The organism is Actinoplanes sp. NPDC000266 (assembly GCF_042899005.1).
GTDB lineage: Bacteria > Actinomycetota > Actinomycetes > Mycobacteriales > Micromonosporaceae > Actinoplanes.
The window spans coordinates 192,641-210,781 of record NZ_JBIAZI010000001.1; the positions used below are offsets into that span (position 1 = coordinate 192,641).

15 protein-coding genes are annotated in these 18,141 nt (G+C 70.5%); 9 read left to right on the top strand and 6 right to left on the bottom strand.

The genetic code is table 11. From position 1 onward, the window contains the following. Positions 1–24: 24 nt before the first annotated feature. On the bottom strand, positions 25–5,349 hold the full coding sequence (locus tag ACFY36_RS00860) for a DUF5005 domain-containing protein (RefSeq protein WP_499743788.1): 5,325 nt from the start codon (positions 5,347–5,349) through the stop codon (positions 25–27). 227 nt (positions 5,350–5,576) lie between these two features. On the opposite strand from ACFY36_RS00860, the gene ACFY36_RS00865 reads away from it, so the two are divergent. Both ACFY36_RS00865 and ACFY36_RS00870 read left to right on the top strand, forming a co-directional pair. Next, positions 5,577–6,524, top strand: a complete 948-nt coding sequence (locus ACFY36_RS00865) for a BTAD domain-containing putative transcriptional regulator (protein ID WP_499743789.1) — start codon at positions 5,577–5,579, stop codon at positions 6,522–6,524. A gap of 5 nt (positions 6,525–6,529) precedes the next feature. Further along, the gene (locus ACFY36_RS00870) at positions 6,530–7,729 is read left to right on the top strand and encodes a hypothetical protein (protein ID WP_499743790.1); all 1,200 of its coding nucleotides are present in this window, start codon (positions 6,530–6,532) and stop codon (positions 7,727–7,729) included. Here the strand turns inward: ACFY36_RS00870 and ACFY36_RS00875 are convergent. Then, on the bottom strand, positions 7,716–8,282 hold the full coding sequence (locus ACFY36_RS00875) for an RNA polymerase sigma factor (RefSeq protein WP_499743791.1): 567 nt from the start codon (positions 8,280–8,282) through the stop codon (positions 7,716–7,718). The two genes, ACFY36_RS00870 and ACFY36_RS00875, sit on opposite strands and share 14 nt — an antisense overlap. Before the next feature lie 17 nt (positions 8,283–8,299). Between ACFY36_RS00875 and ACFY36_RS00880 the strand changes: the two genes are divergently transcribed. Beyond that, entirely contained in the window at positions 8,300–9,631 is a 1,332-nt protein-coding gene (locus ACFY36_RS00880; RefSeq protein ID WP_499743792.1) for a serine/threonine-protein kinase, read from the top strand. On the opposite strand, the gene ACFY36_RS00885 is transcribed toward ACFY36_RS00880, so the two are convergent. The 4 genes from ACFY36_RS00885 to ACFY36_RS00900 form a co-directional block, all read right to left on the bottom strand. Continuing rightward, on the bottom strand, positions 9,628–10,299 hold the full coding sequence (locus ACFY36_RS00885) for a hypothetical protein (RefSeq protein ID WP_499743793.1): 672 nt from the start codon (positions 10,297–10,299) through the stop codon (positions 9,628–9,630). The two genes, ACFY36_RS00880 and ACFY36_RS00885, sit on opposite strands and share 4 nt — an antisense overlap. An 88-nt stretch (positions 10,300–10,387) precedes the next feature. Beyond that, positions 10,388–11,041 carry a response regulator gene (locus ACFY36_RS00890; protein WP_499743794.1) on the bottom strand — a complete coding sequence of 218 codons (654 nt, stop codon included), beginning with the start codon at positions 11,039–11,041 and terminating at the stop codon, positions 10,388–10,390. Next, a complete protein-coding gene (locus ACFY36_RS00895; RefSeq protein WP_499743795.1) occupies positions 11,038–12,132 on the bottom strand; it encodes a sensor histidine kinase in 1,095 nt (364 codons plus the stop codon). Before ACFY36_RS00895 ends, ACFY36_RS00890 begins: the two co-directional genes overlap by 4 nt. Further along, entirely contained in the window at positions 12,129–12,950 is an 822-nt protein-coding gene (locus tag ACFY36_RS00900; RefSeq protein ID WP_499743796.1) for a CPBP family intramembrane glutamic endopeptidase, read from the bottom strand. Before ACFY36_RS00900 ends, ACFY36_RS00895 begins: the two co-directional genes overlap by 4 nt. Before the next feature lie 195 nt (positions 12,951–13,145). On the opposite strand from ACFY36_RS00900, the gene ACFY36_RS00905 reads away from it, so the two are divergent. The 6 genes from ACFY36_RS00905 (at position 13,146) to ACFY36_RS00930 (ending at position 18,118) form a co-directional block, all read left to right on the top strand. After that, on the top strand, positions 13,146–14,411 hold the full coding sequence (locus tag ACFY36_RS00905) for a DUF1800 domain-containing protein (protein ID WP_499743797.1): 1,266 nt from the start codon (positions 13,146–13,148) through the stop codon (positions 14,409–14,411). 19 nt (positions 14,412–14,430) lie between these two features. Further along, entirely contained in the window at positions 14,431–15,657 is a 1,227-nt protein-coding gene (locus ACFY36_RS00910; RefSeq protein ID WP_499743798.1) for a DUF1501 domain-containing protein, read from the top strand. Positions 15,658–15,747: 90 nt separating this feature from the next. Further along, positions 15,748–15,993, top strand: coding sequence for a hypothetical protein (locus ACFY36_RS00915; RefSeq protein WP_499743799.1), 246 nt, complete (start codon positions 15,748–15,750; stop codon positions 15,991–15,993). Positions 15,994–16,077: 84 nt separating this feature from the next. Beyond that, positions 16,078–16,884, top strand: coding sequence for a SigB/SigF/SigG family RNA polymerase sigma factor (locus tag ACFY36_RS00920; protein ID WP_499743800.1), 807 nt, complete (start codon positions 16,078–16,080; stop codon positions 16,882–16,884). Positions 16,885–16,942: 58 nt separating this feature from the next. Continuing rightward, positions 16,943–17,377, top strand: coding sequence for a peptidase inhibitor family I36 protein (locus tag ACFY36_RS00925; RefSeq protein WP_499743801.1), 435 nt, complete (start codon positions 16,943–16,945; stop codon positions 17,375–17,377). 102 nt (positions 17,378–17,479) lie between these two features. Then, the gene (locus tag ACFY36_RS00930) at positions 17,480–18,118 is read left to right on the top strand and encodes a DNA-3-methyladenine glycosylase family protein (protein ID WP_499743802.1); all 639 of its coding nucleotides are present in this window, start codon (positions 17,480–17,482) and stop codon (positions 18,116–18,118) included. Positions 18,119–18,141 lie beyond the last annotated feature (23 nt).

Below are 18,141 nucleotides of genomic sequence, written 5' to 3' on the forward strand. Positions count from 1 at the left end.
CCCGCGCGGGATCAATGCGACGGCTCAGAAGCAGTCGCTGTACGCCTGGAACGGTTCGATGTTGAACAGGTGCAGAGGATCCGGAGCGTTGCCGAAGTGGCCGACAAACGTTCCCAGACCGTATTTGACGTTGAGCTTTCCGCCGCCCATGACCGCCACCCGGTGCTGATGCGCCTGGTTGATCGTGTAGGTGTAGGTGCGCCTGTCCTGGGTGAAAATGGGCGGGCTCTGGTAGTACATCGCCTCGAACTGCTCCATCTCCCCGGTCACGCAGTCGAGAAGCTGATATCTCAGGGATCCTTCGAGCAACTTGTTGCCCTTCGAGTCCCACGACATGTCGAACCTGATCGTGCTGCCGTTGCGGTAGCCGCACGCCGTGCCTTTTATGTCGCGACGCTGGATCGCCGCGAAGTCGCCCTTCCGGGGATCCTCCAGCGGGTCCCACATCCAGCTGCTGGTGACCGTGGCGCAGGCGCTGTCCGACGGCGCCATGACGATCTGCCTCGCCGTGTTCGAGGCAAGGGTCTCGCCGCCGTTCGCCGCCTGCTTGACGAAGAACTCGTAGGTGACGCCCAGCTTGAGAGGGGAGACGATCTGCCAGGTGCGTCCGCTGACCGGCAGTCCCTGCCGCGTCCAGGAGCTCGTCCTGGTGTCACGGACGTAAACCCAGAACATGGCGTCCGGGTTCACCGAATCCCATTCGAGCATGATGCTGTCGTTGTCGTGGTACTTGGCGGTGAGGTTCGTCGGCGCCGGAACTCGGGACACGGCCGTTACCACGCTGGACGCGGGGCCCTCACCGCCCGGTCCGATGGCGGTGACCTTGAAGGCGTACGCCGTTCCGATCGACAGGTAGCCGGCCGTGAACGAGGTGCCGTTCGAGATCGGGTACTTGATCCTCTTCCACTCCAGGGTGCCGTTGTCCCTGATGTAGACCCAGTACCAGAGGTCGGAGCCCACCTTGTTCCAGTTCAGCGTGATGGTGCCGTCCTTGTTCGACTTCGCCGTCACGGTCGGCGCCGGCGGCGGCGGAATGTACGAGGTGGCCTTCACGATGTCGGACCGGCCGCTGAGGCCGCCGTCGTTGAAGGCGACGACGTAGAAGGCGTACTCGTGCTTGTTCGTCAGATATCCGGCGGTGAAAGCGCCGCCGCTCATGATCGGGTATTTGGACCTCGTGAATCCACCGCTCGTGCCGGGGTCGTCGGTGATGTCCTTGGTGTAGACCCAATAGCCGACTCCGGCGCCCTGATTTTCCCAGGTCAGGTCGATGGTGCCGTCGTTCTGCGGCTTCGCTGTCAGCTTCGCCGGCGGCGGCGGGGGCGGCATGTTGGGTTCCGCCTGCACGGTTTCCGAGGGCTCGCTCTCGGCGCCGAAATCGCCGATCGCGGTCACGTAGAACTCGTACGTCTCGCCGTTGATCAGGTAGCCGGCGGTGAAGGACGTGCCGTTGCTGATCGGGTACTGCGACCGGGTGAAGGCCCCGTTCCGGGTGACGTTGCGGCTGTAGACGTAGTACCAGATGCCGTCGCCGACCGGCTTCCAGGAGAGATAGGCCTCGCCGTTGCCCGGCTTGGCTTTCAGGCCCTTCGGCGCGGCCGGTGGCGGCACGTACGACTTGGCCCGGGCCACGTTCGACGGAGCGCTCACCGTGTCGTGCATGCCGATCGCGGTGACGTAGAAGTCGTACGACTTGCCGACCGTCAGATATCCCGCCGTGAACGTCGTGCCGCTGCTCACCGGATAGGTCGACCGGGTGTACGTGCTCGCGGTGGATTCCTTCGACCACACCCAGTACCAGATGTCCGGGCCCGAGGACTTCCACGACAACGAGATGGTGCCGTCGTCGTTCGAGCTCGCGGTCAGCTTTGTCGGCGCCGGCGGCGGGGCTATCACCGATTTCGCCTGCACCTTGTTCGACGCGGCGCTCTCGGTCTCGCCCAGGCCGATCGCCGTCACGTAGAACTCGTAGTTGTCGCCGTTGCTCAGATATCCGGCCGTGAACGTGGTGCCGTCACTGATCGGGTATTTCGACTTGGTGAAGGTGCTCTCGCCGTCGGAGACGTTGCGGGTGTAGACCCAGTACCAGATGTCCGGGCCCGAGGAGTTCCAGCTCAGCCGGATCGTTCCGTCGTCGTTCGGCGCGGCACTCAGGTTTCCCGGCGCGGGTGGCGGCGCGATGCGAGCGACCGCCTGCGCGATGTTGGAGCGTGGGCTGTCCGTGCCGTGCTTACCGATCGCGGTCACGTAGAAGGCGTACTTGTTGCCCGCGGTCAGATAGCCGGCCGTGAACGACGTGCCGCTGCTCACCGGATACACCGGCTGGGTGAAGCCGGTGGTGAGGTCGGTGTCGTCGGTGATGTCCTTCGTCCAGACCCAATACCAGGCGTCCGGCGACGACGGCTTCCAGGACAGTCCGATGGTGCCGTCGGGGTTCTGCGTCGCGGTCAGGTTGCTGGGCGTGGGAGGCGCGCCGGCCTTGGCGGTCAACTGGAGGGTGTTGGACGCCGGGCCCTCCCCGGAGGCGTTCTTGGCCGTCACCCGGAACTCGTAGACGTTCTCGGCCACGAGGTCGTTCACCTCGGCGGTGGTGCCCTGGACGAGGGCGGTGCCGTTCGGCGTGAACTCGGTCTCGCCGGCTGTCACGTTGCGCGAGTAGACGTTGTAGGAGACGAAGCCGGCCGCCGAGACGGCGCCCCAGCTCAGGCTCGCCGTGAGGTCGTCGCCGGTGGTACCGGTCAGGTTGGTGGGCGCCGCCGTCGGCTTGCTGATCAGCACCTGGCTGCGAGCGGGTAGTGACTGCGGTCCCTCGCCGGCCGAATTCTCTGCGGAGATCCGGAACTCGTAGTTGCCGTTGCGGGAGACGTCGATTTGGACGCTCCGCCCGGTCACCGCCTGGTGCGCGCGGGTGAACTGACTGCTCTTGTCGAGGTTGTTGCGCTGGTAGACCCAGTACTTCAACCCTGTGGCGGCGGACGGATTCGGCTCCCAGCTGACGGTCACCTTGGTGTCGCCGGGCTTGCTGGCGAGCACCCGCTCCGGCGTGGCGACGACGTTCTGCGGCGCGTTCGGCAGCAGGCCGCCGTCGACGGGCGGCTGTAGCTTCACCGAGACGAAGCGGGGGCGGCAGAGGTGCACGTCGGCGTCGCAGGCTCCCGGTGTGAAGCTGTTGACGTTGTACGACAACACCATCGTGTCGCTCGAACTGGGCGTCTGCTCCGGGTGCAGCCGCGCGTTGTAGACCCAGGCGCCCTTGCTGGCCGCGGGCTCGGGAGCCGAGTACAGCGAGGTCTGGTGGGTGAACGGGCCGGCCGGGTCCTTCGCGAAGTACGCGACGACCTCGTTGCTGAACACCTCGCTGGTGTCCATCGTCACGAGGGCGTACCGAGGCTTGTCCCCGGCGAGACGCTTGACGCTGAACCCGGCACCGATGCCGGTCATGATCGGTGCGGCGCTGGTCTCGGTGGACGACCACTGCCCGCCGGCCGACTGGTCGGCGGTCAGATACTGCCAGGTCGAGGTGTTCGCCAGCGAACCCTGCGGCGCCCGGGCCACGTACAGGCTGTCGACCTCACCGACCCGGTTCGTGCCGTAGATGTAGGTCTTGCCGTCGGTGCCGTCGACCAGGGCCGCGCCCCAGCCGACCTTGTAGTTCTTGTCCAGGGTCAGGGGGACGAGTTCCTGGAGCGCCATGCTGGGCAGCGCGAACCGGGCGATCGACCGGCCCGCCGTCACGTACGACAGGGCACCGCCGTCCGCGCCACGCTTCACGTGCGTGTAGAAGACCTCCAGGGTGTTGCCGTTGCGCCGGCTTTCGCCCGGCCACCATCCGAGCTCGTTCGGCTCGGTCTTGGTGTGAGCTCCCACGTACGCCTCGGGGAGGGCGGCCGTGCCGCCGTGCAGAGTCTTGGTGAGAGTGGTGCCCTCCTGGATGACCACCGAGTTGTTGATCATCGGTTGCCCGGACGGCCGGCTCCGGTCGGCGTTCACCTTGCCCAGCACGGTGTCGCCGAAGAACCACGCCACCTGGCCGTTGCCGAGATCGGCCGACATGGTCTCGTCGCCACCGGTCCAGTGCCCGCCCTGATCGCCGTAGGCGTGGAAGAGATCGGTCAGGTTCGAGCTGGACGGCAGGCCGGGCCGGTCCGGGCCGGGAACGTGCAGCAGGACGGACGTCGACGGGTTGGCCGGGTCGATCGCCGGAGTGATCGGGAGCGCGTCCCCGAGCAGCGCGGCGCGCACCTGAGCCGGGCTGAGGGAGGGATTCCTCGCCAGGAGCAGAGCCGCGGCGCCGGCCACCTGCGGAGCCGCGAGGGAGGTTCCGCTGGCCTTCCGGGTGCCCTGGGCGGTGTCCGGAACCTCGATGTCCGTGCCGGGCGCGTACATGGTGACGCAGGCGCCGGCGTTCGAGGTGTCGTGTTTCCGGTCGAACTTGTTGGTGCCACCCACGGTGATGACGCCCAGGTTCGTCCGGCTCAGATTGGACGGGGACGTCCGGCACGAGTCGCCGTTGTCGTTGCCGGCCGCGGTGATCACCACAAAGCCGGCGCGGGTCAGGCGGGTGACGGCCTCCTCGAGCTTGCTCGAGTACTCACCGCCGATGCTGACGTTCACCACGGCCGGTGTGTTCGGCTCGGCCAGCTGCCCGATCTTGTCGAGGCCGGCCAGAAGGCGATCCTCGTCGATGTCCTGGCCGCAGTCGGCGACCTTGACCGAGCGGAGCGGCGAGCGCTTCGAAACGCCCCAGCGGGTGCCGCCGGCGGCACCGGCGACGGCGGTGCCGTGCCCGTCGCAGTCGCCCGCGGCCGCGCCCGAGACGTTGGCCCAGTTGACCGCGCGGCCGCCGAAGTCGCTGTGCGCGACGTTCACGCCGGTGTCGACGACATAGATCGGCACGTCGGACAATCCATGGTGGAACTTGGTGTCTCCGGTGCCCGCCGTGGCGTTCCATGTCCGTTCGTCGAGCCGGTCGAGGTGCCACGGCGCGTCCTGCTGCGTCTCGGTGCGCTCGAACCGGACCTGCTGCGCGACCGATTCCACCGCCGGGTCGCCGGCGATCGCCCGCGCCTGCTCCTCGGTCGCGGTGACCGAGAATCCGCGGAGCACCGACTCGTAGACGAATCCGAGGTCTCCGCCGTGGTCGTCGACCAGGCTCTCGGCCTTCTTGGTGACCTGCGCGCCAGGTACCGACGCGGCCAGGTCGACTATGTATCTCCCGGGCAGGGTGCCCGCTGCTCCCGCGTTCACGATCTCGCCCGGCCCGGCCCAGGCCGGCACGGCCGGGCCCGCCGTCAGCAGCGCGGCCACCGAGACCGCCGCCAGCGCGGCCGACCCCCAACGTCTTATCACCGTATCGCCTCCAGATATGTCGCCGCGCGCACAGTAGGACAGGGCGCCGACGGAATCCTTCGGCATCGATACGTGGAGCCGGGTCGTACGGCGTACGGCGTCTACCTGCGGCAATGATCGGAAGGCCGCGTCGACGGATCGACGACCGGCAGATTGCCCGGCATACTCTCAGGTAACTTTGATAGTCCGGTGCCGCACACGGGGTGCGAGACGACACGGGAGCCGTCATGAGTGGATCCACCCTGCGCCGGTTGCGCGGACGTGCGGGCTTGACGCAGGACGAACTCGCGGAGCGCAGTGGCATCAGCGTCCGCGCCGTCCGGGACATCGAGAGCGGCCGTGTCCGGCAGCCGCGGCCGGCGTCGCTCGACCGGCTCGCCTCCGCCCTGGGCCTGTCCGAGCTGGAGCGACGCCAGCTCGATGCGATCGTCGTGGAGCGCGGGCTACGGATCGGCGTGCTCGGTCCGATCACCGCGAGCCGGCTCGGCATCGCCATGCCGCCCGGCCCGCCGGCGCAGCGGACCCTGCTGGGTCTGCTCGCCCTCCGGCGCAACGCGTTCGTGTCGCAGGACGAGGTCGTCGACGTGCTCTGGGGAGACCGGCCGCCGAAGAGCTGTTCGAGCCAGGTGCAGACCATGGCGGGACGCCTGCGCCGGATCGCCGAGCCGGACGCGGCCCTGCGCCGGCTTCCCGGTGGCTATCGGCTGGAGATCGATGACGACGCCGTCGACGCGGGCCGGTTCACCCGGCTGGCGGCACGAGCGACCGGCGCCGGTCACGAGGCGGTCGAACTGTGGAGCGAAGCGCTCACCGGCTGGCGAGGCCCGGTGGTGGCCGACGCCCATGAGCGGCTCCGGCATCATCCGGCCACGACTGAACTGGCCCGGGTGCGAGTGTCAGCGGTCCTCGCGTACGCCGACGCGGCCACCGGCGCCGGCCGGCCGGAGACCGCCATCCGGCACCTCCAGGAGACCGCCATCGCCGAACTTCACCACGAGGGCCTGCACGCCCGTCTCATCCTCGCGCTCGCCTCCGCGGGCGATCTCGCCGGCGCTCTGCGGCAGTTCGAGACGATCCGCCGGCGGCTCGCCGAGGATTTCGGCATCGAGCCCGGCGAGCAGCTGCGGCGAGCGCGCCACGTCGTGCTGGCGACCCACCAGCAGTCGGTAGCGTAGGCCTCGTGGAGCTCCTACCCGTTCGCTATCCGCCTGGCGCTGACACACTCTGGAAACTCACCCCGGCTCCGGAGCAGGACGAGGCGGTCAGCGAATTCCTGACCGGATTCCGCGAAATCGCCGATCCCGTCGAGCGGGAGGCCGTGCGGGCGGCGCTGTCGCCGGCCGAGATCGGTGTGCTGCTCACGTACTGCCGCCGGCGCCTGGTCGACAACGCACCGCGTCTCGCCGGCGCCCTGGACGCCCTCGCGCTTGTCGACGCCGACCGGCCAGGCATGCCCCGCGCCGACATCGAGTCCACCACGGCGCTGGTCCAGAGCGTCATCGATGCCGCGGACCCTCACTATCGGATCGTCGAACTGGACGGCCACCGGCGACTCCTGCGTGATCTGCACGCCGATCGTCCCTGCACGGCCGACGAGGCCGAGCGTGCGCTCGAACTCGCCGAGCTGGCCGAGTTCAAGGGCTACCGGGTGGAGACCATCACGGTCAAGGACGACTGGCCCGAGCAGCTGCACGAGGCCGTCTTCGCCCGACCGGACGAGGCGTTGGGCGGGGCGCTGCTCGGCCTCGCCCAGTGCAGTTGCGTGCGCGCCGGCCCGCGGCCGACCGGCCGGCCGGGCCGGTTGACCGCCTACCTGCTGCGCGCCGCCTCGCCGGAGGACGCGGCGCTGCTGGCCGCCGCGGCGAACGGCCTGTCCACCGAACAGGCCCCGATGCTCGGGCGCAGCTTCGGTTTGATCTGCGTCGTTCTGCTCTCCGACGGCTCGGACCCGCTCCAGAGCTACGAGTTCGTTCTGCGCACGTTGCGCGCGGAGCCGACGTTCGGCGGACGGCGGTGGCCGGTCGCGGATCTCGCGCCGGTCGCGGCTGACGGCAACCAGCACACGATGCTGGTCATGGACGTGCAGTACGACCGCGACCAGACGGTGCGTCACTGGTGGCTGGCCGGCCCGCCGCCGCAGGGCACGCACCCGGATCCGGAAGGCGCGTGGCGGGCTCTGGCCGAGGCCGGCGACCCGTTCCGCGGCTACACCATGAGCACCATGGAATATCACGGCCCGGAACGAGCGACGGTACGCGGCTTCTGGCGCGGCCGATGGGTGGAGCACCGGTTCGGCCGGCACGAGGGCGCGGCCGCCGCCGAGTGGAAGATGCTGAAACCCTTCCTGGAGCCCGCGGCCGACGACCCTACCCGCCCGTGAGCGACCGGTCGGCGCCGGCGTTCAGGGACTGGCGTACGTGCTGGCGGGCCCGATGGACCTGGGAGCGGGCCGCGCCGACGGTGATTCCCAGCTGCTCGGCTATCTCGTCGTAGTCCAGGTCGCACAGGTCGCGCAGCACCAACGTCGTGGCCAGGGACGGGCGGTCGGCCTCCAGGCGCTCCAGCGCGTCCAGCAGGTCGAGGCGGGAGCCCGCGATCACGCTCGTCGTCCGTGGATCGGGGCGGTCGATCGGCAGCGTGGCCGCCGGCTGTTCCGCCGCGCGGCGCTTGAGGGAGCGGTACGTCTGCCTCGCGCAGTTCGCCACCACGACGTACAACCAGGTCTTGAATGTCGAATGGCCCTCGAAAGTCGTGATCTTGCGGGCCACCTGGAGCAGCGCGTCCTGGCACGCCTCCTCGGCGTCCTGACGGCACGGCAGGAACCGTCCGCACTGCCTCAGCGTGTCGGGGCCGATCCGCGTCAGCAACGCGTCCAGCGCGGGCCCGTCACCGCCGGCCGCCCTCATCGCGAGGGTCTCGATGTCGGGCGCCATGGCCTTATAGTACGGCCGTGCCGGTGCCCGAGCTGATTGGTCGATATCGCGTCGATCGCCGCCTCGGATCCGGCGCGTTCGCCACGGTCTGGCTCGCGCATGATGAGGAACTGAGCAGCTCGGTCGCGGTCAAGGTGCTGGCCGACAACTGGACCCATCAGCTCGACGTCCGGGCCCGCTTCACCGAGGAGGCGCGCATCATGCGCCGCGCCGAGTCGGAGCGCGTGGTCCGTGTGCTCGACGTCGGTGAACTGGCCGACGGGCGTCCCTACCTCGTCATGACGTACGCCCCCGGCGGCACCCTGGCCGAGAAGCTCGAGACCGGGCCGATGCCGGTCGGCGAGGCGCTGCGCGTGTCGGCCGAGATCGCCCGCGGGGTGACCGTCCTGCACGAACTCGGCGTCCTGCACCGCGACCTCAAGCCGTCCAACGTGCTGTTCGACGGCGACCGCGTGCTCGTGGCCGATCTCGGGCTGGCCAAGGCGCTCGCGCAGGGATCCGGTTTCACCATCGTGGCCGGTTCGCCCGGCTACATGGCGCCGGAACAGGCCCGGATCGGTGGTGGCCTGGACGAGCGGGCCGACGTCTACTCGCTCGGCGCCCTGGCCTATCACATGCTCACCGGGCATCCGCCGCTCGACGGCGACCTGGTCCGGCCGTCGAAGCTGCGCCCCGGCATACCGGCCGCCGTCGACGCCGTCGTGATGCGCGCGCTCGCCCCGGCGCCGGGACGGCGGTGGCCGTCGGCGGCGGCCTTCGCCGAGGCGGTGGAGGCCGCCCGTACGGCCAAGCCCGCCCGCCGGTCGATCGCCCGCAGCCTGACCGCCGCCGTCGTCCTTTCGGCGCTGGCCGTGTTCGCCGGCACGGCCTGGGACGCCGCCCGCGCCGACGGGCCGGAGTGGACCCGGGTCGCGGACGCGTCCGGCACGCTGTCGGTGTGGGTGCCGGCGTCGTGGGCCGGACAGGTCCGCGACACCGGCTGGAACCCGGGGTCGGTCGGCCTCCGCGCCGGCCGCGAGCCCGGCCTGACCGTCGGCGCGGACCTGACCTCCTGGTCGGATCCGCGAAGCCCGGTGCCCGGCGTGTTCGCCGGCATCAGCACGGCGTTGCGCGGCGGCACGCCGGCCCTGCCCGACCACTCGGCCTGCGTCCCGGCGCCCGATCCGGAGCCACGCCTGACCGCCGCGTCGGCCGTCGTGCGGCGCTGGACCGGCTGCGGCGGCGGCATCTCGTTCACCGAGGCGCTGATCACCCCGGCCGCCGGCGACGTCGGCCTCTACGTGCAGATCCGGCAGACCGACGACGTCGACCACAGCGAGGAGATCCTGCGGGGTGTACGGCTTGACTAGTATCGCTCCCAGTTGATTCCGCCGTTGTAGCGGTAGCGCCGGGTCTCCGTACCGCCATCGGTCTTCTTCACCGTCGTCACGATGGTTTCGCCCTCCACCCGGTAGGACGTGAACGTCATCGGCTTGTCCGGGCCGGCCGGCGGGTCGGCCTTGATGAAGCCCATGGTCTGCCGCGTTTTCTGGTCGTAGCCGAGCTTGACCGGAACCAGCGCCTGCTGCTGCATGTCACTGCCACAGCCGACGAGGATGAGAGCGTCCTCGGTGACCGGGCTGTCGGCCGGCTCCTCGGCCAGATATTCGGCGTAGAACGGGCGAGCGCCCCCGGGCAGCATGGTGCAGTTGTCGGCCCCGCCCGTCGCACCCTTGCCGTTCTTGAACGTGACATCCCCGTACCGCGAGAGATCGGCCAGCGTCACGTTCGGCCAGTCGGTCGCCCGGATACCGCTCACAGCCTTGGTGGTAGTGGTAGTGGTAGTGGTCGCCGGTACGGAGGTCCGCACCGTTGTCGCTGCGCTGGTGGGCGCTGAGGTCGTGACTGTCGACGGGGCGATAACGGCCGCCGGCGAACCGGCGGGCCCGGCGTCACCCGCGACGCTCTCGGGCTTGTCGTCACAGCCGGCCAGGATCACGACCTGAAGTGCGGCCATCGTCAGTGGGAGAACGCGCATGGGAGAAGTCCCTTCCTGCACAGTGAATCGGCGCTGTCCTACTGTTCGATGCCGATTCCGTGCCCGCCATTCCACGGCCGCCATATGTTTATGTCACCAGGCCCCGGCGGTAGGCGTAGACGACGGCCTGGACGCGGTCGCGCAGGCCGAGTTTGGTGAGGATGCGGGAGACGTACGTCTTGACGGTCTCATGGCTGATTACCATCGTGGCCGCGATCTCGCTGTTGGACAGGCCGTTCGCCAGCAGGCGCAGCACCTCCAGCTCGCGGGCGCTCAGCGGTACGTCGCCGGGCGCGTGGTCGCCGGCCGGGCGGATCCGCGCGGCGTAGCGGCCGACGAGCTGGCGCGTCACTTCCGGGGCGAGCAGCGCGGCGCCGGCCGCGACCGTGCGGATGCCGTGCAGCAGGTGCGCCGGCGGGGCGTCCTTGAGCAGGAAGCCGCTGGCGCCGGCGCGCAGCGCCCGATAGACGTATTCGTCGATGTTGAAGGTGGTCACGACCAGGACCTTCACCGGACGGTCGACTCCCGCGCCGGCCAGCCGGCCGGTGGCCTCGATGCCGTCGAGGCCGGGCATCCGTACGTCCATCACCACCACGTCCGGATGGAGCCGGTGCGCGAGCTCGACCGCCGCGTGGCCGTCGCCGCACTCGCCGACCACCTCGAGGTCGGGCTGGGCGTCGATGATGGTGGCGAAGCCGGTCCGGATCAGCGGCTGGTCGTCGCAGACGAGAACCCGGATCACGACGTGGCCCCGACCGGGATCCGGGCCGTCACCACGAATCCGCCCTCCGGCCGCGGCCCGGCCTCGAAGTCTCCGCCCAGAGTGCCGACCCGGTCGCGCAGACCGGTGAGCCCGCGCCCGCCGCCGCCGGGCGCCGTCGTCCCGCTTCCCGAGCCGTCCGTGCTGACCCGCACGTCCACCTCCGCGGCGCCGTAGCGGACCGAGACCGTGGTCCGTGCCCCGTGGTCGTACTTCAGGGCGTTCGTCAGCGCCTCCTGCGCCACCCGGTAGATCGTGGCCTCGGCGCCGCCAGGTTCACCGTCCTCGACCAGCTCCACCGGCTGCCCGGCCCGCCGGATCTGCTCCACCAGCGCCCGCAACTCGCCGCCGTGCCCGGGATTGAGGACGTCGAGCAGATGCCGCAGGTCGGTGATGGCCCGCCGCCCGGTGTCGCTGACCGCGCCCAGCGCCTCGTCCAGGCGATCCGGCGCCGCGGTCAGATAGCGCGCCGCCTCGGCCTGCACCACCATCGCGGTCACGTGATGGGTCACCACGTCGTGCAGTTCCCGGGCGATCCGGGTCCGCTCGGTCGCGCGCGCCGCCTCTTCGGCGTGACGGCGGCGTTCCCCCTCGGCGAGCCGGTTCAGCCGCAGCACCGACCCGACGCCCCACATCGCCGCCAAGGCCAGGTAGAACAGCGCGACGTCGGCGGCGCCGACGCTCCCGGCCCGGCCGAGCGCGACCATCAGCACGACGAACGCGGCCGACGCCGCGACCATCGTGACCCGCCGGTTGCGGTCCACGTACGCGCCCGCGCTGACCAGGGCGACCGCCAGGGCGGTACCGCCCAGCGTGTGATAGCCCAGCAACTGGTCGAAGGCGAACCCGGCGCCCACCAGCGCCAGCGCGGCCGCGGGCCACTTACGGCGCAGCGCCAGCGGCAGGCACTCGACCATCACCACCAGCACGCCCAGCAGGCCGAACGGCCGCTCCGGCACCAGGTCGGCGAGCCGGGTGCCGTGCTGATGCCAGGCCGGTATCAGGGCGACGCCGGTGAGCACCACCGCGAAGGGCAGGTCCCGGAGCGCGACGTCCTTCGGCAGGCTGATCACCGGGCGAGTGTAGAAGTGCGGCGCCGCATCGGCACCAGACGATCCCGGCGGTGCGCCAGCCAGAGGAACACCGCGGTCACCAGCACGCCGGCGATCAGCGTGGACAGACTCGCCTCGGGCCCGAACCGCCCGCCGCTGATCCAGGCGTTGCCGGTCGGCTCGGCGTCCAGGAGGCCCTGGTTCGCGCCGTTGCCGGAGACCTCGGAGCTGAAGATCGCCGACTGCGCGTAGTTCCACCCGAAGTGCAGGCCCATCGGCAGCCACAGGCTGCGCGTGGCGATGTACGCCGAGGTGAGCATGCCGCCGCCGGCGACCGCGACGCAGAGCGCGCCCCACAGGGTGGCGTTGTCGTTCAGCAGGTGCGCGGCGCCGAAGACCACGGCCGACAGGGCGAGCGCGAGCCACGTGCCGGTCAGTTTCTCGACGTGCCGGAACAGCACCCCGCGATAGAGCAGTTCCTCGGTCACGGCGGCGGCCGCCATGAACCCGATCAGCCCGATCGCGTCGGCGGGATCGTCGCTGAGGCCGTGCACCCGATATCCGCCGTTGACGGCGATGTTGCCGATGACCGCCGAGAACAGGAGGAGACCCAGCAGCGTCCCCCGGGCCAGTCCGGAGGCGGCGGCCGGCCCCGACAGCTCGGTCACCTCACGCTTCTCGGTGCGGCGGACGACCCAGGCGTAGACGAGCGTGGCCAGCACGGCGCCGGCCACGCCGGCGGCCAGCGACAGCCACACGTTGTCGCCGGCGAGAGCGACCGCCTGCCCGGCGACGGCCGAGACGACGACGATCGCGACGAGCTGGAGGAGGAACTTCATGACAATCCTTTCGCGACGCCCGCGGCCGGTGACCACGGCTGGGCGAAAACCTACGGATCGTCCGGCCGGAAAACGTCACCGCTGAGCGGACAGTCAGGTGTAGCTCGGGTGGGGGACAGGAGGACCCGGCGGCCCTGACAAAAGCCAGATCGCGTCTTTACCGGACGCTTACAACGGCTGCCTAGCGTCGGCGCCATGAACGACCGTCGTCAGATGTCGCATCTGCTCCGCCGGCTGACGTTCGGCCCCACGGCGGCCGAAGTGGACGCCGCGGCGCGGGCCGGCTTCGACGCCACGCTGGCGTCGCTGCTGCGCCCGGCCGCCGCGGTGACCGCCGTCGGCCTGGGCGCCGACCCGGTGGCGGAACTCGCCGCCGGCGCCACCCGTGAGCAACGGCAGGAGGCCCGCAAGCAGCAGCGCGATCAGGTCGCCACAGCGGTCCGCTGGTGGCTGGGGCGGCTCGCCGACGGCGGCGCGGCCGAGAAGCTGACGTTCTTCTGGCACGGGCACTGGGCCACCAGCGTCCGCAAGGTGCGCTCGGCCCACCTGATGCTGGGCCAGCAGGCGACCCTGCGGCGATACGGCGCCGGGGACACCGGGCCGCTGGTCCGGGCGATGCTGCGCGATCCCGCCCTGATCATCTGGCTGGACGGGCAGAAGAACACCCGCAAGGCCCCCAACGAGAACCTCGCCCGGGAAGTCATGGAGCTGTTCACGCTCGGCCTGGGCGCGTATGCCGAGGCGGACGTGAAGGCCGCGGCCCGGGTGCTGACCGGCTGGCAGGTCGACCGGGCCACCGGCGCCGCGCGCCTGGCGGCGAAGCGGCACGACGACCGGCCCGTCACCCTGCTCGGCCGGACCGGAAGGTTCGACCTCGACTCGTACGCCGATGCCCTGATCCGCGATCCGGCGCATGTGCCGTTCCTGGCCGGGCGGCTCTGGTCCCGCTACGCCTCGGACACCGCGCCCGTGCCGCCCTCGGTCGTGGCCGCCGGGCGCAACACGACAGCGCTGATCGAGGCGATGTGCCGGGCCCCGGAGTTCGCGGCCACCGCCGGCACACTCGTCAAACAGCCGGTCGAGTGGCTGATCGGCGCGACACGCCAGCTCGGCCTGCGCATCGGTGAGCTGGAGACCGCCCAGCAGCAGCGCCTGGTGGGCACCTTGCGGGCGCTGGGGCAGGTGCCGCTGTCGCCGCCGTCGGTGGGCGGCTGGCCGGCGGGCACGGCGTGGCTCACCACATCGTCGGCCATGGCCCGGCTCAGGGCCGGTCAGCAGCTCGCCGCGCTGGCCCCGGCCGCGGCGGATCGCCTCACCGGCGCCGATCGCGTCGACGCGCTGGCCTCGCTGCTGGTCGTCGAGGCCTGGACCGACCGTACCCGGACCGCGCTGAGCGGCGTCAAGGATCCGCGCCGGCTGCTCGCGCTGGGGCTGGCCAGTCCCGAGTACGCCGTCCACTGAGCGTCAGGAGAGTACGGACATGGACAGCATCACCCGGCGCCGGTTCCTGGTCGCCAGCGGTGTCACCGGCGGCGCCGCCCTGGCCGCGGGGGGCACCGCCTTCGGGCTGCGCGAGATCCTCGCCACTGCCGGCGACCGCGATCCGGGGGCCGGGACCCTCGTCCTGATCACGCTGTACGGTGGCAACGACGGGCTCAACACTGTCATCCCGTACGGCGATCCGGCCTACGCGGCGGCCCGACCCGGCATGACGTACGAGCCGGAAGCCCTTTTGACGTTGGACGATGGCTTCGCGCTCAACCCCGGCCTGGGCGGTCTGCACCAGCTTTACCGCGACGGGCGGCTTGCGGTGGTACGCGGCGTCGGCTACCCGAAGCCCAACCGCAGCCACTTCCAGTCGATGGACATCTGGCAGAGCGCGCAGCCCGACCGTCCCGGCACGACCGGCTGGCTCGGCCGCTGGCTGGACACGGCGGGCGGCGACCCACGGCTGGCCGTGTCCTTCGAGCCGGTGCTGCCCCCGCTGCTGGCCGGCGCCACCTCGGCCGGCGCGACGGTGCCCGGTGGCGTGCTGTCCCTGCCGGGCGGCGTGGACCCGGCCGTGGTCGCCGAGCTCGGCGCCCCCTCGTCCGGCGAGTCACCGGCTCAGGCCCGGGCCGCCACCTGCTTCGCCGATCTGATGCGCGTCCAGGACCTGATGAAGCAGATCCGTGAGGGCGCGCCCGAACAGGACAGCGACGAGGGGGAACCGGCGGCCACGGCCACCGGCGGCGCCGCGCCGCCGCTGGACCAGCAGCTGGCGCTGGTCGCCCGGTCCATCGAGGCCGGCGCGGCGACACGGGTCTATTCCGTGTCGATGGGCGGCTTCGACCTGCACGCCGATGGCAAGGACGCGCAGCAGGCGCAGCTGTCCCGGCTCGACAAGCCCCTCGCCGCCTTCACGAAGCGGATGGCCGGTCAGGGTGTCGTGGTCGCGGTCTACTCCGAGTTCGGCCGCCGGGTCCACGCCAACGCCTCCGACGGCACCGACCACGGCACCGCCTCGGACGTCCTGCTGCTCGGCGACGGGGTCCACGGCGGCCTGCACGGCGAGCCGCCCAGCCTCACCGACCTCGACGACGGCGACCTGAAGTACACGGTGGACTTCCGCGATGTGTACGCGACCCTGCTGGCCGATGTGCTCGGCGGGGATCCGGGGCGCACCCTCGACGGCTGGACCGGACATCTCACCGGCGTGCTGACCTGAGGCCGGCCAGAGCTCGTGGCCGAAATTGGCACGCTGGGCGTGAGTACGGCGAACCGGATCGGGGCACCGATCGGCGCGAGGGGAGGAATCATGACTGTTTTCATGGTTCTCACGATCGCGGCCGTTCTGCTGTCACTCGGGCTCGCCGGTGTGGTCCTTCGCCAGCTGGCCGGCCGGCCGCCGGCCGCGAGCGCCCCGGCGCCGGAACCCGACGCGACCGAGGGCGAACGGCGGCAACGGCTCGTCGAGGCGGCCTTCCTGGCCGGCGACATCCCGGCCGTGTGGTATCGCCAGCAGATGGCGGCGATCGCCGCCGACGCCCCTCAGCCGCGCTAGTTCGTACTTTCGGTTGGCGTTCGGTCGTCCGAAAGGATAGGTTGGGCGACGGCGGCGGGGACCGCTTGTTCGCAGGAGAACCTGATGAAGGTTTCGGCTGTCTCGGCCCACCGCACCAACCTCGACGTCGACCGCGAGAAAGCCGGTGCGCTGATCGCCGCTTTCGCGACGGCCCCGGCCGGCGACCCGTCGCGCGAGCGACTACGCCAGAGGGCCATCGAGGCCTGGCTTCCGCTCGCCCAGCACCTCTCGCGTCGCTACATCGGCCGTGGCGAACCCACCGACGACCTCGTGCAGGTCGCGATGGTCGGCCTGATCAAGTCCGTCGACCGGTACGACATCACGCACGGCGCCGACTTCGCCGCGTTCGCCATCCCCACCATCCTGGGCGAGATCAAACGCCATTTCCGGGACCGGTCCTGGGCCATCCGGGTTCCCCGCCGGCTCCAGGAGCTGCGGATCGCGATCAGTGCCGCCAACGGCACGCTGACCCACGTTCTCGGGCGGCCGCCGACAGTGGCCGACATCGCCGCGCATCTGGGCGTGAGCGAGGAGGACGTCCTGGAAGGGCTGGAGGGCGCACGGGCGTACAGCAGCATCAGCCTGTCGACCCCGGCCGGTGACGACCGCTCACTGGAGCTCGGCGACACGATCGGCGCCGAGGATCACGGCTTCGAGCTGGCCGAGCTGCGGATCGCGCTGGGGCCGGCCCTGGCCAGTCTGGCCGAACGCGAGCAGCGGCTTCTGGCGATGCGGTTCTACGGCAACCGCACCCAGGCCGAGATCGCCGAGCAGCTCGGCATCTCGCAGATGCACGTGTCCCGCCTCCTGGCCAAGGCGCTCACCAGGCTGCGCATGCTGCTCGACGGCGAACCGATAAAGTGCCTATAAAGAGCATCTCGCTACGTTTTTCGCGCAAACGATCCAAGAACCGCAGAAAGGATTTGTTGTGCGAATCGCAAAACGAGCCGGGGCTTCCTTCGCGGCGTTCGGCGTCGCGCTGGCGGGGTTGACGCTGGCGGTGCCCACGAGCGCGCAGGCGGCCAGCGCCAGCGACTGCAAGCCGGGCCAGCTCTGCCTGTTCGAGAAGGAGAACTACACCGGCGGAATCTTCCGTGTCTCGGGCGGGTGCGACAAGGACCTCGGCGACAACTACTTCAGCAGCGGAACCCGGGTGGTGGACCAGACCTCGTCGATCATCAACAACACCGGTTCGGCCGTCTTCGTGGCCGAGTTCCCTGATCCGTATCGCAAATCGGGTTACGAGCTCGGCGTCTGGGGCGGTGGCAAGCTGCCCAACCTGCGCAACGTCGAGGTGCTCAACTACCGGAACAGCAAGTTCGAGTACGTCAACTTCGACAACAACGCCTCGGCCGTCTGCTAGGTAGTCCGGCCGGCGGCTCTTCCGTACACACATCGTCAACTGCGATCGGCGAAGGTCGTGGAGGACGGGGAAGTGCCGCCGGCCGGAGCAGAGGAGCAACCGATGAGTGGAACGCCTTACGACGCCTTGCTGGCGGCCGATCCGGTTCTGCGCCGCATCGCCCGCACCCACGGCCGGCCCGACCCGTTCGAGTGGTCCGCCGGCGGACGGCGCACGGCGACCAACTTCGGCGCGTTGCTGTTGCACATCACGAGCCAGCAGATCTCCACCAGCGTGGCCGTGGTGTTGTTCGACCGCCTGGCGGCCGCCGCCGGGCCGGCACTGACCGCCGAGGCCGTCCATGACCTCGGCCCGGACCGGCTCCACGCGCTGGGTCTCTCCGGTGCCAAGTCGGCGGCGATGGTCGACGTCGCCCGCTTGCAGATCAGCGGGGCCATCGACGTCGAGAACCTCGAAGCCCTCGGCGATGACGAGGTGATCGCCGCGCTGACCGCGGCCCGGGGCGTGGGACCGTGGACCGCGCAGATGTTCCTGCTGCATCAGCTTCGCCGCCCCGACGTCCTGCCGGCGGGGGATCTGGGCATTCGCCACGCCATACAACGAGCGTGGGAACAGCCCGCCGTGCCCAGCGTCGAGGAAGCCCGCGAATTCGGCGTCAGATGGTCGCCGTTCCGCTCGTACGCCGCGGCACTGCTCTGGGCCTCCTTGTCGCCCCTCGTGCAACCGGCGATCATCCAGTGAGGATCAAGAGGGCTACAGCGGCG